The organism is Haliscomenobacter sp., from assembly GCF_965225875.1.
In the GTDB taxonomy this organism is placed as follows: Bacteria; Bacteroidota; Bacteroidia; order Chitinophagales; family Saprospiraceae; genus Haliscomenobacter.
Genome location: NZ_CBDDBS010000002.1, coordinates 1105346 through 1124359, shown reverse-complemented (window position 1 = coordinate 1124359; position 19014 = coordinate 1105346). Strand labels below are relative to the sequence as shown.

The following is a 19014-nucleotide window of genomic DNA, read 5'->3' as shown; positions in this document are numbered from 1 at the left end:
ATTCCTTAAGGTTAAAAGTGAAGCCGGGACAAATCGCTTTATTTTATCGGGATACCCTGTTATAAGTACAAAAATAATTGCGTGCGGAATGTGGGTAAATACACATAGATTCCGCACGCAATAAATTAAATTTAATCAATCTTCGCCCACTTCACCAGTTTCCTTGCCCCATTCAACTCCACTTCCAACAAATACCATCCCACTGGCATTTCCTGCACATTCAATGAAGTTTGATTTTTGCCAGGAACGGCGTCCAAAGTCAGTTGGCGGATTACCGCGCCAGTTGGATGCAAAATCCGCACTGCCGCACGAGAAGCGCTTGTACTGCTGTTTTCAAACTGAATATTCAAGTCAAGCTGACTTGGGTTGGGGTAAAGGTATACCTGCAACTCAGGCTGAGCCACAGCCCGCTTCAAAGGCTCATTTGCCTGCAATTCAGGATCTGTCGGTGCACCCAATGCATTGCTGAGGGTAAGCCGAACAAAATTGTCAGACAAATCAAAGCAGTTGTCCGCCAGGGCTACTGAATCCAGGTTGTCACCAGCTTTGGCCAGTAAAAGACCACTGTGTGAAAGTCCCCATACCCGGAATGTACCCGCGGGTAAAGTGTCAAAGTTGAGGCTATCCGCTGGTAAAATACTGCGGATGATGTTTTGAGCATTCGTTACAATGAAGCGGTATGGTGGCAATGGAGCGGCGTCTTTGCGTACAAAACGAACCACATCAGCCTTGTTGTCGCCACGGGTAATGCTCAATTCGGTCGCCCCGTTCGAAGTGCTGATGGTTCCACCCTTAGGCACTTGAACCACAACGGTAATAAAGTTTTCCGACAAGTCGTAACAATCGGTACTGAGCGCAGAGTTGAGCAGATCTTGCCCAAACTGCACCCTGAAATCACCCGTATGTGCAACTCCCCAAACGCGATAAGTACCCGCTGGAGAACGTTCGAAATCAATCAGAATGGACTCAATATCCGGGAATAAAACCCGGTTGCGATCATCCGTAATGACAATCCGGTAATCATCACCCACCAGTACATCCGGTGGGAAAACTGGAATTGCATCTGGCAATCCATCCCCTGGGCATACGTAATAGGTGCTGGCGCCATCCAGTGTGCTGATCCTGCCCCCGTCTACTTCTCCGCCTCGGTAGACTCGGACGACATTGTCGGCCAAATCGTAACAGCTGGTGGAGAGAGAGTCTTTCAAATTCAGCTTTTGCCCCAACTTGAACTTGGTCTGGCCCGTGTAGGAAAGGCCAAAAACCAGGTAATTCCCAATGGGTTCACTGGTCAAGTCGATGCGGTCCGCACGAACAATCTGACGAATCAGGGTATCGGGACTGGTCAGGATGTAGACAAACCCAGCCCTGGAGCGACTGGTAGTTTTCATCCGCAGGGTCATCCCATCTTTACCCGGGCAGAAGCGCAGATTGGTGGAATCGTTGGTAGCGCTGATGCGGCCCCCATCGGGAGTATCCAAGAAAACAGAAAGGAAGTTGTCAGAAATATTGTAACAGCCGTCCGAAATAGGCGTGTTTTGTAAAACGCGGTTGGTTGTCAGAGTAAAGTTCCCCGAGAAAGAAACCCCGTAAACCCTGAAATCGCGCAATCCTCGAATGTCCAGATTAAGGCTATTTCCATTGATGATGCTCAGCACCAAATTGCTGGAGTTGGTGATGACGTAACGATAACCCACCTCCGTAGCGCTGGAATTGTTGCTAAAGGTATATGGGTCTGCTATCCCGTCATTTGAACAAATGTAAATGGAGTCTCCCTGGGCAGTAGTAGAAACCCGGGCACCATCCACAAAGGATTTTTGTACGGCCACAAAATTGTCACTCAAGTCATAACAATCGTCGGTGATGGCGGAATCGCGCACAGAAGAGCCCGTTTTAATGACAATATTACCAGTATAAGCCAGGCCATAAACCCGGATTTTAGAACCACTCAGTTTTTCAAAGTCAATTTTGTTGGTATCGGGCAAAATGGAGATGAGGCGATCCTGGTCGTCGGTTACCAAAAGCAGTTTTGGTGCATTGTTGGTGCCAATGCGGGTGATCGTAGCTACATCGGCAGTGCCGTCGCCAGAGCAGATGTTGGTCCCCACACCACTGGCTTCGATGCGACCTCCTTCGGGGGTGATTTTAGCAATTTCCAAATAGTTACTCGACATGGAAAAGCAGGAAGATGCCAGTTCTACCTGATCCGCTTTTTGACCAATCTCTGCCAACAAATTACCGTTGTATACCAAAGCCCAAATGCGGTAATTCCCAATGGGCAAGGAATCCAGGGCAGTGGCACTTTCTCTGGTAATGGCTCGAATGGTATTGGCGGTATCGGTAATCAAATAAGCGATGGCCCCTTCCTGGTTGCCCTGAAGGCGCCACTCGATGGTGTCTTTTTGGCGATTGCTCGAGCAAACGTAGGCTTTGCTTCCACCACTCAAGAGGCTGAGTTGCCCACCCAGGGGGATTTGGCGATTGACCGTGATGGAATTGAAGGACAGCCCCGAACAATCGTCAGCTAAAACGTCGTTAAAGATGTCCTGACCTGCTTTGGCCAACAATTGCCCGCCATAAGCCAAGCCCCAGACCCGGTAAGTGCCACCCGGAAGGTTGCCAAAATTGAAACTGTCCTGGGAAGTTGCTGCAATGATTTTATTGGCATCATTGGTGACGAGGTATACAAATTTGTCTCCCAAACTACCCACCCGCTGAAAGCGCAAGGTAGAGGTGGAGCCAGTTGAGGGGCATTGTAGGTTTTCGGTTCGCCCATTGCTCAGGCGTACCAAACCACCCTGTAGATTGGTTTTGATGGCTGTAATCGCATTGGACAAGTTGAAGCAGGCATCAGAAAGGGAGCTTCGGGTAATGTTTTGACCTATTGCCGCGGTCAGTGTACCCGTATAAGCCATGCTGTAAATGCGAGCAGTATCCCGGGGTATTTCGTCAAAAATCAAACTGGTTTGATTGGTAACGCGCAAGATGTTGCCCAAGGCGTCGGTGACCAGATACACCAGTTGACTGCCTAATGCATCCCTGCGCGTCCAGCGTAAGGTGTCGGGTTTGCCCGCCCGGCAAACAAACTTGGGTGAACTGCCTGAACTGAAGGCTACCACACCACCTTTGACTTGTTCTTTGGTGATGGAGATAAAATTGTCTGACAAATCAAAACAGGCGTCTGAAGCACTAAGCCCAGTGATGACATCACCTGCTTTGAGCAATAAACTACCGGAGTAAGAAAGGCCCCAGATGCGGCATTTACCCGGCTGACCCGCGTTGAGGTCGATGCTGTTGCCCAACAATACCAACAAAAGGCGATTTTGATCGTCGGTCAACAGATAGCGGTAGGTAGAAGAAGCGGCAGTACCAGTAGTGCGGAAGGACATCTGATCGGCTGTTGCATCGATACAAACCAGGCGGGAAGTTGCCCCTGTACTCAGGGAAACCTGCCCTCCATCGACCTCATTCCAGCGGAAACGTACGAAATTATCGCTGAGGTCAAAACACTCGTTACTGCTGATGCTGGCGATGTTGCTGCCAATCGTTGCGCTGAGTCGGCCAGTATATGCCACGCCGTACACCCGGAAATTCATCGGGAAACTCTTCGAAGGGCGGAAACTTTGCCCGTCACTAATGGCTACAATGCGCTGCAAAGTATCGGTAATTATCAGCGCAAAACGATCTCCTTTAAATGCAGGAGCGATTTGTAGGCCAATACTTTCGGGGGCGTTTTGACCAAAACAAATCAATGCGTTGCTTGGATTGTTGAGGCTTAAGGCACCAGCTGCTACCGTACGTTTGATCACTTGTACAAAAGTATCGGACAAATCCCAGCATTGACTGCTGAGTTCAGCTGAGGATAAACGATCGCCTTCCTTGGCCAACAGTTCACCAGAAAAACCAAGCCCCCAGATGCGGAAATACCCTTCAAGTTCACCCAACATACGCACCTGATTGCTGGTGGAAATGGAGATGATGCGATTGAGGGTATCGGTAAGCAAATAAACGTAGTTTTGAACCAGTAGGGTAGAGGTAGTGATCATCAAAGTGCTATCCTTGCTCACCCCACACAACACTTTACGCGTACCCCCATCAGCAAATTGAATCCGTCCACCATCGTTGATGAACTTGGTAAACGTGATGAAGTTTTGTGAAAAATCAAAACACTGGTCCGAAAACCGCCCTGTGCGAATATTGGCACCCGCCGAGAAAGAGATTTTACCGGTATAGGACAAACCATATACGCGGTACTCGCCCGCTGGCAGGTCAGCTAAATTGTATTGCCCATTGTTGGGAAAAAGGCTGATTACATTGTTTTGACGGTCAGTGATGAGGTAAACGTAGTTGTCACCGCCAGCACCGGTACTGGAGATGATTTTGGTTTGTGGTACACCCGAGGTGAAGCACAACAATTGAGCAGTACTGCCGTCACTAAACTGCAATAGGCCTCCGTCGGGATTGCGCTTGCGAATTTCAACGGGCTTTGTCGTGATGGAATAACAGCTATCCGCAAAGGGAACTGCAAAAAGGGCATCCCCAATTTTAGCTTGAATGGTACCAATGTAGGTAGCTCCCCAAACCCGATTGTACTCTCCACTGATGTTGCGGAAATTGATGCTTTGGTTAGCGGAAAGTGCTAGGATGCGGTTGTTCAGGTCTGTAACGATAAAATGTTGCTTTTCTGAACCATTGCTCGTCAAGCCAAAAGTGCGGAAAGTAGCGGCAGGATCGTTGATACAAATGGTACTGGTGGTATCATTGCCAATCAGGCTGATTTTCCCCGCGTCCAGGAGATAAACGGTTGCCCGGATAAAATTTTCAGACAAATCCGAACATGCCGTACTGAGTTTACCCGTAGCGGGTTTGCCAACTTCTGCAGTCAATTTGCCAATATAGCTCAAACCCCAGATGCGGTACTCCCCAGTGGGCAGTCCTTTAAAGTCCACCTTGGGGTTGGGCAATACCTGTAAGATGATATTTTGAGCGTCGGTCAGCAGATAGGCATACAAGGCTGGCGATTCCGTGGTCGTTTTTAGGTCTCGGCTGGATACATCGGGTAAATTGCCACACACAAAGGTACGGGTTGCACCATCAGACAGGGTTACCCGGGCACCATCAGGGTTGGTTTTGATTACGGATAAATAATTGTCAGACAAATCAAAACAACTATTGGAAAATACAAAACTGAGCACATCTTCGCCAACGGAAGGATTTAAACTGCCACCATAAGACAAACCAAAAACACGGAAAACACCCAGCGGCAAACTTTTGAGGGAAATGCTGGGCTCTTTAAATACCTCGATGACCTTGTTCTTGGCATCGGCAAGAATATAACGGTACACCGGGCTATCGCTGCCTGGTTTCAAGCGCAATACCTCATCGGTGTTTTCATTGGCACAAATGTAATGGGGTGATTCGCTGTTGCTGAAAGAGAGCACTCCTCCATCCGGAATAAAATGCACTACTCGCACAAAATCATCAGTGAGGCCAAAACAGTAATTGGCCAAACTATCGGTTTTTGCATTCATACCTGGACGAGCCAGGAGTTGCCCCTTGTAGTACAGCGCCCAAACCCGGTAATTGCCGGGGCCATATTTTTCAAAGTCGATGTTGGGCACCGGGGAAATGTCGATAATCTTGTCCTGCTCATCGGTTACCAACAGGACATAGGGCAAATAAAAAGTGCCCGTTTTAAAAACAAGCCGGTCAGGCTTGCCGTCACTAGCGCAAGTAAAGGCTTCAGTACCACCACCAGCCAAAGCGATTTTGGTACCATCACCACAGTTTTCGGGAGATTGTGCTGCCAGCCTGCTGGAAATGAAAGAAAGGCAAAACAGCACCCATAAGTAAAAATAATGCTTCATTGGATAGCAATTGTGTATTTTCCTTAGTGTAAATCAATGATAGTCAGAGCACTACGCGGAGTATTCTGTTAGCAATAGCCGAAGGGGGCATAGATGGGTGTAGATAGCCTCTTAAAGATAGTAAAAAAACATATAAGCGTTGGAGAAACGCAGCGTAAATATAGTCTTTTTGTCATAGATGTGTAAGTGAATCAGGGTAAAGTTCAAAAGATACCTTGTAAAGGTTAGTATGGGAATAAAAAGCGGTGAGGGACAAAAAGCTTTTATGTTAACACTGCAATTTTAATAACGGTAAAAACGTACCTTTATTGGGGACTAAGAGCATGTCTAAATATTTTTATTTTCAGCCCAAATTGGGTCATTTGTAGCAAAACAAAAAACATTTAGACATGCTCTAAATCATAATTCCAAAGACCGATTCACAGCATTATGTGGAACATTGCCTCTGTTGCCTTTGTATTGATCGAAATGTTCGGACAAAATCCTGGGCCAAAGCACCCTCCAACTTTGGCCGGTATCGACGCCAGTCACCGTTACACGGTAGAACGACTGGTTCAGGATGTATTTGTAGGGGGCGCATGTCGCAACACCTTCAACATCAAAGGTATTGGCAACAGTGGAGGCGTTGGTTATTTTGAAAATGGCCAATCCATTATCGGCATCAACCGGGGTGTGCTTTTGTCGACTGGCCCGATTGAAAACAGTGAAGGCCCCAACGATTCCCGGCGGGTCAGTGGAGATTTTAAAGACCTTACTGGCGATCCCGACCTGAAACAATTGTCTCAGCTAAACATTCAGGATGCGGTGGGTATTGAATTTGATTTTGTGCCACTCGATTCGGTTGTCACTTTCCGCTACGTTTTTGCATCTGAAGAATACTGCGAGTTTGTTGGTTCCAACTTCAACGATGTTTTTGGTTTTTTTGTAAGTGGCCCAGGGATCAATGGCCCTTTTAGCAATCAGGCCATCAATGTAGCCCTGGTGCCAGGAAGCAAGGACTATGTTTCGATCAACACCATCAACCACAATACCAATCAAAATTACTTCGTCCACAACGAACTCAAGGATGATGCCGACCGCTGCGGCATTCCCTGGACGAATTCCCCCAACCTGGGCAACATCCAGTATGATGGTTACACCCAAGTGATGACTGCTACCCTCAAACTCAAACCCTGCGAGACCTACCACCTGCGCCTGGTCATTTCTGATGTCAACGATGGCCAATTTGACTCTGCTGTTTTTTTGGAAGCGGAAAGTTTCAACATTGGCGGAAGCATCAATCTGGCAGTAGGAGATGGGGTACAACAGGATACCATTGTTGAGGGCTGTGGAGAAGGGCAATTTATGGTTAGCCGCAAGGACCCTACTCAAACTACTTTACCACTGACCATTGGGATTCGGGTAGCCAATGCCAGTCAGGCCAAATCCGGTGCCGATTTTAAACCCTTACCTTCTTCAGTCACCATCCCGAGCGGAAAAGTTTTTACCACCATTAAAATTGAATCCATTCTGGATCAGGCCAATGAAGGACTGGAAGACATCATCCTCGAACTGGATTTTCCCTGTTCTTGTATTAGTGACACCGCTCGATTGTACATTGAAGATCCACCTCCTTTGAATACTGGCTTAAAAACGGTGGAATCTTGCATCGGCGACACCGTATTGTTGCAGATGAAGCCAAGTGGCGGGGTAGGCCCCTACCGTATTCGTTGGAGCAATGGAGATACTTTGACCCAATTCAAGGCTATTGCCAAAATAGACACTACTTACAGGGTCAATATGAAAGATGCCTGTGGCCGCGTCATTGATGATCAGGTGATCGTGCGCCGCCGCAAACCGCCCGAGGCTCGCCTCAACAGCTTGCGCGAAGTTTGTTCCAATGATACCGTTTCAATCCCCATTTATTTCTCGGGTTTTCCGCCCTATACCTTTACTTACGCGATAAATGGGGTAGCTCAGCAAAAAATAGAAACCTTCGACAATCCTTACACCATCAATACCAACCTCGAAGGGCGGATTGAGTTACTGAATTTTCAGGATGCCCTTTGTGAAGGCAAAGTGAGTGGCAGGGCCGAAATCCGCAACTATCAAATCAAAACCCTTGCTACCTCTCGTCAGGTAAGTTGTTACCAGGCCAATGACGGCTCCATCCGCGTCGAAGTGGCGGGGGGAACCGCACCCTATCAGTTCAAATGGAACGCCAGTGCTGACAATAGCCCAACGATCCAAAACCTTGCTGCGGGTAAATACGCAGCAACCATCACCGATGCCAAAAACTGCTTTACCAATGTAGAGGTAGAGGTTCGTCAACCTCCAGCTCTGGATTCCATCACCTTTGATTGTCAGGAATTCAGTGGCCCCTTTATTTCTTTTGCCGCTTCTGGAGGTACTCCACCTTATTTGTACAGCATCAACGGTGATCCTTTTCAAAACGAACAGGTTTTTAGTCAGCTCAATTCTGGTGATCGTTACGACTTGCGCATCCAGGATGCGGCAGGGTGTATCGTGAACCAAAATTTCATCATGCCCTCTCGGTTTGACAAAATGGTGGAACTGGATCCTACGGTGTTGTTGGAGTTGGGGCAAGATTACACCTTCAGTCCCAATTTGAATATTCCCGAGAGTTTGATCAAAAGCATCAAATGGCAGCCCGCCCGAGGCCTGAGTTGTACCGATTGCCTCAAACCTCAGTTGCAGGCGCTCAAAAACGATACCTACACCATAATAATGGAAGATATTTTTGGTTGCCTGGGCTCAGCGTTTATCAATGTTAAACTGAATCAACAAATTGACCTATACGTCCCGAATGCTTTTTCCCCGAATGGAGATGGTCTCAATGACTTACTGGTGGTTCACGCCAATCGGGACCAAATCCATAGGGTGGTGCGCATCCAGATTTTCAACCGCTGGGGATTGCTTATCCATCAAGACCAGGACTTCTTGCCCAACGAAGGCCGCCGCGGCTGGGACGGGCGTTACAAAGGTGTGGACTTGCTCCCCGGTGTGTATACCTACGTGGTGAGTGTGGAACTGGCTGATGGGCAATTGCAAATGCGCAAGGGCGAAGTGACGCTGATGCGCTGATCTAAGGTGCTTCTAAGGTGTCTGTGGTTTCTTAGGTGGTTCAAATAAAACCTCTTGCGCGCAAGCGCGAAGAGCATATTTTTTCACCACCTAAGAAACCACAGACACCTTAGAGGCACCTTAGAAGAGTTATGTTGATGCTTAAAAAATAAGAGAATCCATGTTGAAGACTTTCTTTGTTGCCACTACATTGTGCTTATTATCTTGGGCTTGCCAGTCCCAAACGCCTGCCAGTGATTCCCTGCGCTACCTCGCCCTCGGCGATTCCTATACCATTGGCACCAGTGTCGAGGTTGCCGAACGTTTTCCCATGCAGCTGGTCAAAGCCCTTCAGCAAAAGGGTATCAAAGTTCAAAAGCCCAAAATCATCGCCCGCGTCGGTTGGTCCACCGATCAGCTCAGCCTGGCTATGGATCGGGAAAACCTGAGCGGGACCACCTGGGACCTGGTAACGCTGTTGATTGGGGTCAACAACCAGTACCGGGGCGGATCTTTGGAACAGTACAAACTTGAATTTGAAAACCTGCTAAAACGGGCGATCGATTTAGCCGGAAAAGATAAAAAGAAAGTGATTGTCCTTTCTATCCCCGACTATGGGGTTACGCCCTTTGGGCAACGCATTCAGGCTGGGCGCATCAGCCGGGAAATTGATGAATTTAATGCGGCTAATAAAGAGATTAGCGAAAGTTATGGAGTAGCCTATTGTGACATTACGCCGATATCGAAGGAGGCCTTAAAAGATAAAGATTTGATCGCAAAAGATTTATTGCATCCATCTGGTAAAATGTACGGACGGTGGGTGGAGTCGTTGGTAGGGATGGTGAGTCGCTAATCTACTGTATTTTTTGCCCAATAACCGACCCAAATGCGTATTCATTTGGCTATTAAAAGTATAGCAACTATTTTACAAGCTGCATTGATCACAACAAGCTACATGAATCGCAAAATATTTCCCTCCCTTTGGCCGGGTTTGAGTGTACTGGTATTCGGGTTGTTTGCCTGTACCAAACCGGTGGATATAGAACTACCTACGCTGGATGAAGGGATCACTATTTCCGCCTACCTGAATACAACTAAGGGCAAGCAGGAGGTAAGGATACAACGCCTGGCACCCTATACAACCCGGGGGCTCAATTATCCTATCCTGGACGCTCAGGTATGGATCGTCGATAATCTGGGACTTAGGCAAAATTTCAAACCCGACCCCACTCGGATAGGTTACTATATTCCTTTGGATAAAGATTTTGTTGGAGAACTAGGAAAAACCTATGTGCTCCACGTTTTGACTCCCGATCAACGCAAGATAGAATCCCTACCCCAAACCCTGAGGGAAGCCCCCCCCATCAAAAAAGTGTACAGGGAAGAAATCATTGTGAATGATTCACGCCTTGGAGCGGTGGTGAATGGATTTAAAGTGCTGCTAGATGTGGATGACCCGGATACAAAGGGCGATTTTTACCGTTGGGATTGGGTGCATTTTGAGCAAATTTCGTATTGTGCTCAATTTGATGGAATCCCGTTGGGAGGTTTACCTTATGCTACTTTGGTTGGCTTACCTTGTTGTGAAACCTGCTGGGATATTGTGCGCTGCTATGTTAATTGCACAAATGTTTATTCCGATGTACTGAGCAATGGTAAGACGATCACCCGTCATCCTATCACCAGAATTCCCTATTGTCCAAGAGATTATTACATCGAAATCCAACAACGCTCTATTTCCAAAGAAGCCTACAATTATTGGCGAACTGTAGATCAATTGACCAGCAACAATGGGAGTCTTTTTGATACGGCTCCAGCGGCGGTACGAGGCAATTTGACCTGTGTGAGTGATTCAAGTCAGGCGGTATATGGATTATTTGAAGTATCAGATCTGGAAGAAGGGGGCTATTTTATTTCCCGCATCAATACGTCTAAACCTGGCTATTTTACTTGCGATCCAATTCCTCTTCCCACTGCCTCAACACTTTGTGTGCCTTGTGTGGAAAGTGTTTATCGGACGAAGGTGAAGCCGAGGTTTTGGGATAGGTGAAGGACTTGATGCAAAGTGTGGGCTTGCATTTCCCGGAGAAATAGCCTTAAGTTATATTTCGATTTATCCCGAACTAAAAATGAAAATAGCAAAGCAAATATTCAACACGGCATTACATCTTACCTTTCCTCAACAAGGCTTATTCGCTTGCTTGATTGTTGACAAAATGAAGGCAAATTTTGATTATTTTTTTTCACAAGACAAAGAAAAGATCAAAGCTGCCACTGCAATTTTAAATGCTTGTTTCGATTATATCACAGCCTTTCCGGATACCAAAAAATTTTCATTGAGCAGTTTTTCAGAACAAATCGAAGCGCTCACTCCGGACCTGGATGAAGAAGAAGGAGTAGCAGCTTATGCTTTTGATTTTTGTATCGCTTGTCATTCACTTCTCCGCTTGTTACATGATTTCGACTTGCAAGAACTGGAAACAGTGATAGAACAAGCGATTGCAACTGTGGATATGTTTATTCAAGAGTATTTGGACCTCGATCCTTCCGATGCAGATTTGGAATATAAAATTGCGGATAGCCCTTTTATGCTGAATGAGCTGGAAAGACAACAAGCGCTATTAAGCTCAGTTCAAACCGTGAAAATTATCAATGAAGAGCAAGTGTTTAAATTGAGGGATATGAATCGTCGGTTTCCGGAAATGGTCAATTTAAGGGCTATTTACCCTGGGTGAAACCTCAACACTTACCTGCTGCTTTTCTCCTCAACCAAATCGCCGACCACCACCGCTCTTCAACCAATTCCAAAAACAAATCACTCACCCCCAAATTCCCCCCACCAACCTCAATCCCTTGATTTCCCTCCCCCCACTTTTAAAAACAATGCTGGGAACGTTCCCGATAACGTTTGCGTAAAAAAAAAATCTACTCTTGAGACACAAAGAAGGATAAAAACCTAATATCGTACTGAAAAACTGCCTACCACTACTCTTTTTTTTTGTCAAGGCCCATTTGACAGTTTATTTATTTCAAAACCGGATCAATTTTTTTGATCAGGCATTCTATGTTTTTGATGTGGAAAAAAGCTATTGCTGTGCCTGGCTTCTGTGGAAGCCCAGCCAGAGGTATGCTGTATTCAGCATGCACCTTAGCTTAATTTTTGCGCTCGAAATTTCACAAATTTTCATTGGTATAGATTTAAATTCTACAAAAATGCCTACAAAGCAAGGACTATTATTGCTTTCTCTCCTGCTATTTTGCGGCTTCCTCAATGCGCAAATAGTAGTAAAAGGAAAAGTAACAGATGCTTCAGGTGCAGGGTTACCGGGTACCAGCGTCATCCAACAAGGAACATCCAATGGTACCGCCACAAATGTTGACGGCACCTATTCCCTTACCGTTCCGAACAATGCCATTCTGGAATTCTCTTTTACGGGTTTTAAAACCCAGCAAGTTTCCGTGGAAGGGAAAACGACCGTCGATGTAGTCATGCTGGAAGACGCTTCCGTTTTGGATGAAGTGGTCATAGTGAACTATGGTTATGGAGCGATTAAAAAAAGCGACATGACCGGCTCGGTAGCTTCATTAGGGGCTAAAGAGCTCTCCAAAATTCCCGTTGCTGACGTAGCCCAAGCCATGGCGGGCCGCCTCCCCGGGGTGAACGTCACCTCCACCGATGGTTCGCCCGATGCCGATGTGGTGATTCGGGTGCGCGGCGGGGGCTCCATTACGCAAGACAACTCACCATTATATGTGGTAGATGGGTTCATTGTAAGCTCAATCCGGGGTATTGCACCCTCCGATATTGAAAGCATCAACGTATTGAAGGATGCTGCTGCTACGGCCATTTATGGCGCACAAGCTGCTAACGGGGTTGTAGTCATCACGACCAAAACGCCTAAAGCAGGTAAAGTATCGATAAGTTACAACGCTTTTTATCAGGCTAAAACACTGCCTTACGACCGCAAATACGAGGTGCTCGACCCCTACGAATTTGTATTGGCCAACTACGAGTACGCCAAACTTTCCTCCACCGCAGCCCTAAACTCCTTTGAACGCTTTTTTGGGGTTTACGACGATTTGGAATTGTACAAACAAAAGAAACCTACCGATTGGCAGCAAGAGCTTTTTGGTGCGCCGCGGCCTTCCCAATCGCACAACCTCAGCATCAGTGGGGGCACCAAAACCACCAAAATGGCATTGAGTTTTACGAACAACCAGGATGAAGGTTTGTTGCTCAACAACAATTACCGCCGCAATGTGATCAACTTTAAAATTGATCAAGAGCTGGGCAAAAAGTTAACATTCACCGGTACTGCGCGCCTCACCAATACGGTAACGAATGGTGCAGGTACTTCTGGTAACGCCCAGTTAAACGTCAAGGACGCTGTGCAAACCCGCCCCGTCAATGGTTTGGCTGATGAACTGGAATTGAACCTGAACGAACTCGATCCCAACGACGATTTTGCCACCTTCATCTCCAGTCTGGTTAGCCCGGTAAAACTGGCCGAACAAGACTGGCGCAGAAGAACCAACAACGAGTACATCCTCAACGGGGCGCTCAAATACGACATTACGCCTAATTTGAACATCAAATCGACCATCACTACCTCCAAAGGATTCAATGAAAATCTGCGCTTCTACGGGCCACTCACCGGGGAATCCTTCAACAACGGGGGCAACCTGCCTCTGGGTGAAAAAGGGACTTCCATTGTTGACTCTTACCGCTGGCTGAATACGCTCAACTACAAATTCAACCTGGCCTCCAAACACAATTTCGACATTTTGCTCGGTCACGAGGTGTATTCCAATGGCGGCAAATCCGACTTTATCCGCTCTGAAGACTTCCGCTTGTCGATTACGCCTGAAGAATTGTTTGCCAACATGACCTTTGGTCGTACCGACCGCTTGGAGACCCAAATTTTCACCGATGAAAACCGGGTGTCTGGGTTTGGTCGCCTCGATTACAGCTTCAACAACAAGTACCTGGCCACGATTACGGTGAGAGCTGATGCTTCCAGCAAATTTGCTGCCGAAAACCGCCTGGGGATTTTCCCCGCTTTTGCCTTGGGTTGGAAGATTTCAGAGGAGGATTTTCTCAAAAACTCTGACGCTGTCTCTGAATTGAAACTGCGGCTCAGCTACGGCGAAACGGGTAACGACCGCATCAACTCTACCGCTACCCAGCTTTTGTTCGTAGGTTCTACCCTGCGCGGACCTGGCTTTGGCAATTTTGACAATCCGTACTACACGCCTTCCGGCTCCACTTTGTACAACCCCAATCTGGTTTGGGAAACGACCATCAACCGCAACGCTGGTCTTGATTTCAGCTTTTACAAATCAAGAATCACCGGTAGCCTCGACTTCTATTACAATACCACCAAAGACTTGTTGTTGCAATCTGCCATTCCATCCAATACCGGGTTCACCACCCAATGGAACAACATCGGTAGCACTTCCAACAAAGGGGTGGAACTGGGACTCAATGTCAATGTTCTGGAACACCGCGATTATGTGCTGACTGCCAACTTCACCGTAGGCCACAACGTAGCCAAAATTGATGCACTTGACGGAACGAACTCTCGTTTCTTCCAATCCAACTGGGCGAGTACCGACTTGAAAGACCGCGACGATTACTACATCGTAGTGGGCGGCAAAGTGGGTGACATTTATGGTTATGTAACCGACGGCTTTTACCAGACCTCCGATTTTGCAGGGTATAATGCAACTACAGGTACCTACACCTTGAAAGAAGGGATTCCAAACGCTGGTGGAACGGTGGGCAACACCCGCCTCAGACCTGGCTTTTTGAAATTGAAAGACCTGGATGGCGACGGACAAATCACCAGCAAAGACCGTAAAGTGATTGGCAATGCACTGCCCGTAGCACAAGGCGGATTTGGCCTGAGTGGTGTGTTTAAAGGGTTTGATGCAGCCATTTTCTTCAACTGGTCGCTGGGCAACGACGTGTACAACACCGGAAAAATCCAGTACAACCAATTCAGACGGGTTACTTATGGCAACCTCCTGAGCACCATGAGTTCCGACAAACGTTTTACCTACATTGACTTTGATGGGGCGGTAACGGGAACGCCAGGCCAGGTAGTCACCGACCTGAACCAGCTGGCTCAAATGAATGCCGGCAAGGAAATCTGGTCACACGCCAGCTACGGTGTAGCACAAGCCGTGATTCACTCCTGGGCAGTAGAAGACGGTTCTTTTATTCGTTTGAACAACCTGAATATTGGTTACACCCTTCCCAAGGCTTTGACTTCAAAACTGAAGATCGGTCAAGTTCGCGTGTACCTCGCCGGCAGCAACCTGAAGCTCTGGACCAAGTACAGTGGCTATGACCCCGAGGTGAGCACAGGCCGCAGTGGCTACAACCAACTTACTCCTGGTGTCGATTATTCTTCCTTCCCAAGAAGCAGAGCTTATACTGCCGGGGTTAACGTCAACTTTTAATCACCTGTAAAGTAGAAAACGATGAAAAGGAATATATTCATTTTTGCCTTGCTTCTTTCTCTGGCTTCCTGTGCTGATTTTCTGGAGCCAGATTCACTGTCGACCTTTGACAGTAACTATGTATTTTCAAATGTGGACGATGCCCGCAAAGGGGTAAACGCCGCCTATGTACAGTTTGGAACCGATGGCTTCAGGTCTCGCTTGTCCAACAACATGACGGGCAATACCGACATCGAGCGCCAAAGTGGTTGGTCCAGCTCCAGCGACCGTTACCAAATCTGGAATTTGGACGCATTGTCCACCAATGGTGACCTCCGCCAATTCTGGAATTCGGCCTATACTTCCATCCGCGATGCAAACATTGCCATTGAAGGAATCGAAAGCAGCGGCGCTCTAGAGTCGCCAGACGCACAAACCAAGCGTCTGATGTACAACATGTTGGGCGAGGTGTATACCATACGTGCCTACTGGTACAGCATGTTGATTTACTATTTTGGCGATGTGCCGAACGTTCGTCAAGCCCCCAAAGCTGGGGTTGATTTTTACCTGCCTCGCGAAAATCGCAACGTCATTTTGACCCAGTTGATCGATGACCTCAAAGCCATCGAAGATAAAATGCTCTGGGCGGATCAGTGCCAGTATGGTACAGAACAGGTCAATCGGGAGTTTACCCTGGGCATGATTGCCCGTTTGGCTCTGCAAAGAGGTGGCTACTACCTCAAGCCCGATATGACCATGACTAGAGATGGGGATTACAAAACCTATTATCAAATCGCCAAGGATTACACAGCCAAGTTGATTTCGCTTAAAGATCGCCCACTGCCTAAGGATTATCGTCAGGTTTTCCTGAACCAAAGCAAGTTCATTACCACCGTAAATTCGGATGTTCTTTTTGAAGTACCTTTTGCACTAGGCAATGGTGACGTGGGTTGGAATATCGGGATTACGGTTCAGGGTGGGGCCACTGCTTCTCATGCTTTGGGTTCTGGTAACAATTACATGGCCGTTCCGATCAGTTACTATTGTTCTTTTGATACAACGGATATTCGGAGAGATGTAACCTGCGGATTGTATCAGGTAAATACCAAGTTTCAAGAGGAGTTTGCTGGTGCAACCAACATCGCACAGGGCAAATGGAGTCGTTATTTCCTGACTACACCACAAGGGCAAAACTCTGCCAAAGGAACCGGGATCAACTGGCCGATGATGCGTTATGCCGACATCCTGTTGATGTACGCTGAAGCCGAAAACGAACTGAACGGGCCAACTGCTGCTGCAAAAGATGCCTTCAAGAGGGTTCGTCAAAGAGCTTTCCCTTCCAACCTTTGGGCAGAAAAAGTTGATGCTTACACTGATTCCAGATCGGCCAACAAAACCGACTTTTTCAACGCCATCGTAGATGAAAGAGGCTGGGAATTTGGCGGCGAAATGATCAGAAAATACGAGTTGATCCGCTGGGGGATTTATTCCCAAAAAATGAAAGAAATTGTCAATATTCAAAAGCAGATGGTTGATGATGCGCTGGCGGGTACGGGTAAATACGCCAACTTGCCTGATTACATGTACTGGAAGCGCAATGATGCCGGGAAGTTTATCGTCCTGAATCCAAATTCCAAGATAAACACCACCCCCGACGCTTCCTGGACCAGGGTTCCTTTTACCAGAGCCATGTATGACGCGACCAAGGCCACCTATTCCGATTTTGTCCTCAAAGATTGGGAGCCTTACTACAACGGACCTGTTCCGGGAGTAGCGCGCTACATTTTCCCGATTCCGGAAGAAGCGGTTGCCGCCAGCCAGGGCAAGATCAACAACAGCGGCTATCAATTTAAATAACCTTGAGAGCTTATTTAAGTTTGTAGCCCGAACAAAAAACTTAAACAAGCTCTGATGTCAAAATTCAACCATGAAAAATATTGCTAAGTATACGGTCTTCCCCATCGCTTTTTGTACTGCGCTGATCTTTTTGTTGGGCAGTTGCAAAAAAGAGGAACAGGTATACGAAGAAACCAGATTGTTCAGGCCAGCCTTGAACAGCGCACTGTCGGCCAAACTCAATACCATCATTATTGAATTGGCTAAAATGAAGGAGGCGGTTTCCTACAAATTCGAAATCAGCCAGGATTCATTCAAAACCACTCCACTGTATACTTTTACAACGGATACCACCTACCTGGTTGTAAACAAAAGCCTGGTTGGAGAGGATCTGGATTACAATTCCCTGTATCAAGTGAGGGTGACGGCTATTGCTGCTGATCCGCAGTTTAATAGTAGGCCAGCTCTATTGGGGTCTATTCGTACGGAACCGCTGCCTTCCATCCAGTTGGCAGCCAGAGCATTTGACGTAACCGATGTACTGGCAAGGGTGCGTTGGACCCCCTCTGGTCTTCCCATCGATCAGGTGAAGGTATTCAATGCTACGGATAAGAAGCTGAAAAACGCTTTGGGTACCTATGCGGTAAGTTCTGGTCAGAACACTGCGGGTGAAGTGATCATCGACAAATTGACGCCAGCTACGAGTTATTTGGTAGCCATTTACAGCACGGGCAGCTTGCGGGGTTTTGTAGATTATAAGACTTTGGAAAAAGGCGTTTATCCCGGCGATCCCAATGTAATTGACCTTACTACCAACGAAGCGCCCAATGCACTTGATGCAGCATTGACTACAGCTGCGGAAGGAAGCATTATCTTGTTGAAGAAAGGAGTACGTTATAATTTTCCGGCTGCAACTAACCTGTTGAGCCAATCCGTAACCATCAAAGGTGCGTATGAGCTCACGGAAGCAAAAGCACAACTCTATACTACTGGAGATTGGCGGGTAAAAGCAGGTGTAACCATTGAAAACGTCATTTTTGAGGACCTCGATATCATTGGATCCGACCCTGGTGCAGTTTACGTTTTTAACATCAACAACTCCGGCGCTCCTACTATTATTACTAATCTACTCTTTAAAAACTGTACCCTGACCAGTATGCGGGGGATTGCCCGTTTGCGCAGTGATTCGTTCATTAAAAATTACACCATCAGCAATAGTGTCGTTTACAACATCGGCAGCTACGGGATTTTTACAACGGATACTGACGGTGCGGACAAAGCTGCAGTTGACCACATCAAGCTGCTCAATTCCACTTTTTACCAGATCTCATTCATCGCTACTTCTCGCACCAACTCACAAAGCTTCTTGATTGATGCATGTACATTTAATGAATTCACCGAAGCAGGGCAAAAAACCATCAGATACAGAGGTGGTGCTGGTCGGAGCGATATTTTAAAAGGCTTGACCATTTCAAACTCCGTGTGGGGAACTGGCTGGGACAAAGCAGCTAGTGGCAGCAAAACCGTAACCTTTAAGGAAGGCCTTGCGGGTACAACTGTATCCGTTTTGAACACCTGGGCAACTTCCGATTTTGCGGCTGTAGCAGGATCTGAATTACCAGGATTCCCTGCCTTGAACTACTCAGGTACAGCTACTAAGCTGTGGAGAGACCCAAGTAAAGGGAACTTCGCAATTGCTGACGCAGGTTTTGCGGGGAAAACCTCTAGTGGGGATCCACGTTGGCGGGTGAAGTTGTAACCTTATTTTTAATCATTAGTCATCCCGAATTTTCGAATTCGGGAT

Annotated in this window: 8 protein-coding genes; 7 read left to right on the top strand and 1 reads right to left on the bottom strand. The window is 47.2% G+C overall.

Annotated elements, in window-relative coordinates; translation table 11 throughout:
• Positions 1 to 131: 131 nt before the first annotated feature.
• Complete coding sequence (locus ACO08K_RS07310) at positions 132 to 5867, bottom strand: T9SS type A sorting domain-containing protein (RefSeq protein WP_421795733.1); 5736 nt, start codon at positions 5865 to 5867, stop codon at positions 132 to 134.
• Positions 5868 to 6296: 429 nt separating this feature from the next.
• On the opposite strand from ACO08K_RS07310, the gene ACO08K_RS07305 reads away from it, so the two are divergent.
• From ACO08K_RS07305 to ACO08K_RS07275, 7 genes are all read left to right on the top strand, one after another.
• Positions 6297 to 8951, top strand: coding sequence for a choice-of-anchor L domain-containing protein (locus ACO08K_RS07305; RefSeq protein WP_421795732.1), 2655 nt, complete (start codon positions 6297 to 6299; stop codon positions 8949 to 8951).
• A 160-nt stretch (positions 8952 to 9111) separates the two neighbouring features.
• Positions 9112 to 9783: an SGNH/GDSL hydrolase family protein gene (locus tag ACO08K_RS07300; RefSeq protein WP_421795731.1), complete on the top strand. Its 672-nt coding sequence runs from the start codon at positions 9112 to 9114 to the stop codon at positions 9781 to 9783.
• Between the two features lie 102 nt (positions 9784 to 9885).
• Positions 9886 to 10980 carry a DUF4249 domain-containing protein gene (locus ACO08K_RS07295; protein WP_421795730.1) on the top strand — a complete coding sequence of 365 codons (1095 nt, stop codon included), beginning with the start codon at positions 9886 to 9888 and terminating at the stop codon, positions 10978 to 10980.
• A gap of 79 nt (positions 10981 to 11059) precedes the next feature.
• Positions 11060 to 11665, top strand: a complete 606-nt coding sequence (locus ACO08K_RS07290; RefSeq protein WP_421795729.1) for a DUF416 family protein — start codon at positions 11060 to 11062, stop codon at positions 11663 to 11665.
• 478 nt (positions 11666 to 12143) lie between these two features.
• A complete protein-coding gene (locus ACO08K_RS07285) occupies positions 12144 to 15395 on the top strand; it encodes a SusC/RagA family TonB-linked outer membrane protein (RefSeq protein ID WP_421795728.1) in 3252 nt (1083 codons plus the stop codon).
• 21 nt (positions 15396 to 15416) lie between these two features.
• Positions 15417 to 17231, top strand: a complete 1815-nt coding sequence (locus tag ACO08K_RS07280) for a RagB/SusD family nutrient uptake outer membrane protein (protein WP_421795727.1) — start codon at positions 15417 to 15419, stop codon at positions 17229 to 17231.
• A 70-nt stretch (positions 17232 to 17301) separates the two neighbouring features.
• On the top strand, positions 17302 to 18969 hold the full coding sequence (locus ACO08K_RS07275; RefSeq protein ID WP_421795726.1) for a DUF4957 domain-containing protein: 1668 nt from the start codon (positions 17302 to 17304) through the stop codon (positions 18967 to 18969).
• Positions 18970 to 19014 lie beyond the last annotated feature (45 nt).

Excerpts from the sequence above, each read along its gene's own strand:
- ACO08K_RS07310 (WP_421795733.1), bottom strand. The coding sequence starts at position 5,867 with ATGAAGCATTATTTTTACTTATGGGTGCTGTTTTGCCTTTCTTTCATT.
- ACO08K_RS07305 (WP_421795732.1), top strand. The coding sequence starts at position 6,297 with ATGTGGAACATTGCCTCTGTTGCCTTTGTATTGATCGAAATGTTCGGA.
- ACO08K_RS07300 (WP_421795731.1), top strand. The coding sequence starts at position 9,112 with ATGTTGAAGACTTTCTTTGTTGCCACTACATTGTGCTTATTATCTTGG.
- ACO08K_RS07295 (WP_421795730.1), top strand. The coding sequence starts at position 9,886 with ATGAATCGCAAAATATTTCCCTCCCTTTGGCCGGGTTTGAGTGTACTG.
- ACO08K_RS07290 (WP_421795729.1), top strand. The coding sequence starts at position 11,060 with ATGAAAATAGCAAAGCAAATATTCAACACGGCATTACATCTTACCTTT.
- ACO08K_RS07285 (WP_421795728.1), top strand. The coding sequence starts at position 12,144 with ATGCCTACAAAGCAAGGACTATTATTGCTTTCTCTCCTGCTATTTTGC.
- ACO08K_RS07280 (WP_421795727.1), top strand. The coding sequence starts at position 15,417 with ATGAAAAGGAATATATTCATTTTTGCCTTGCTTCTTTCTCTGGCTTCC.
- ACO08K_RS07275 (WP_421795726.1), top strand. The coding sequence starts at position 17,302 with ATGAAAAATATTGCTAAGTATACGGTCTTCCCCATCGCTTTTTGTACT.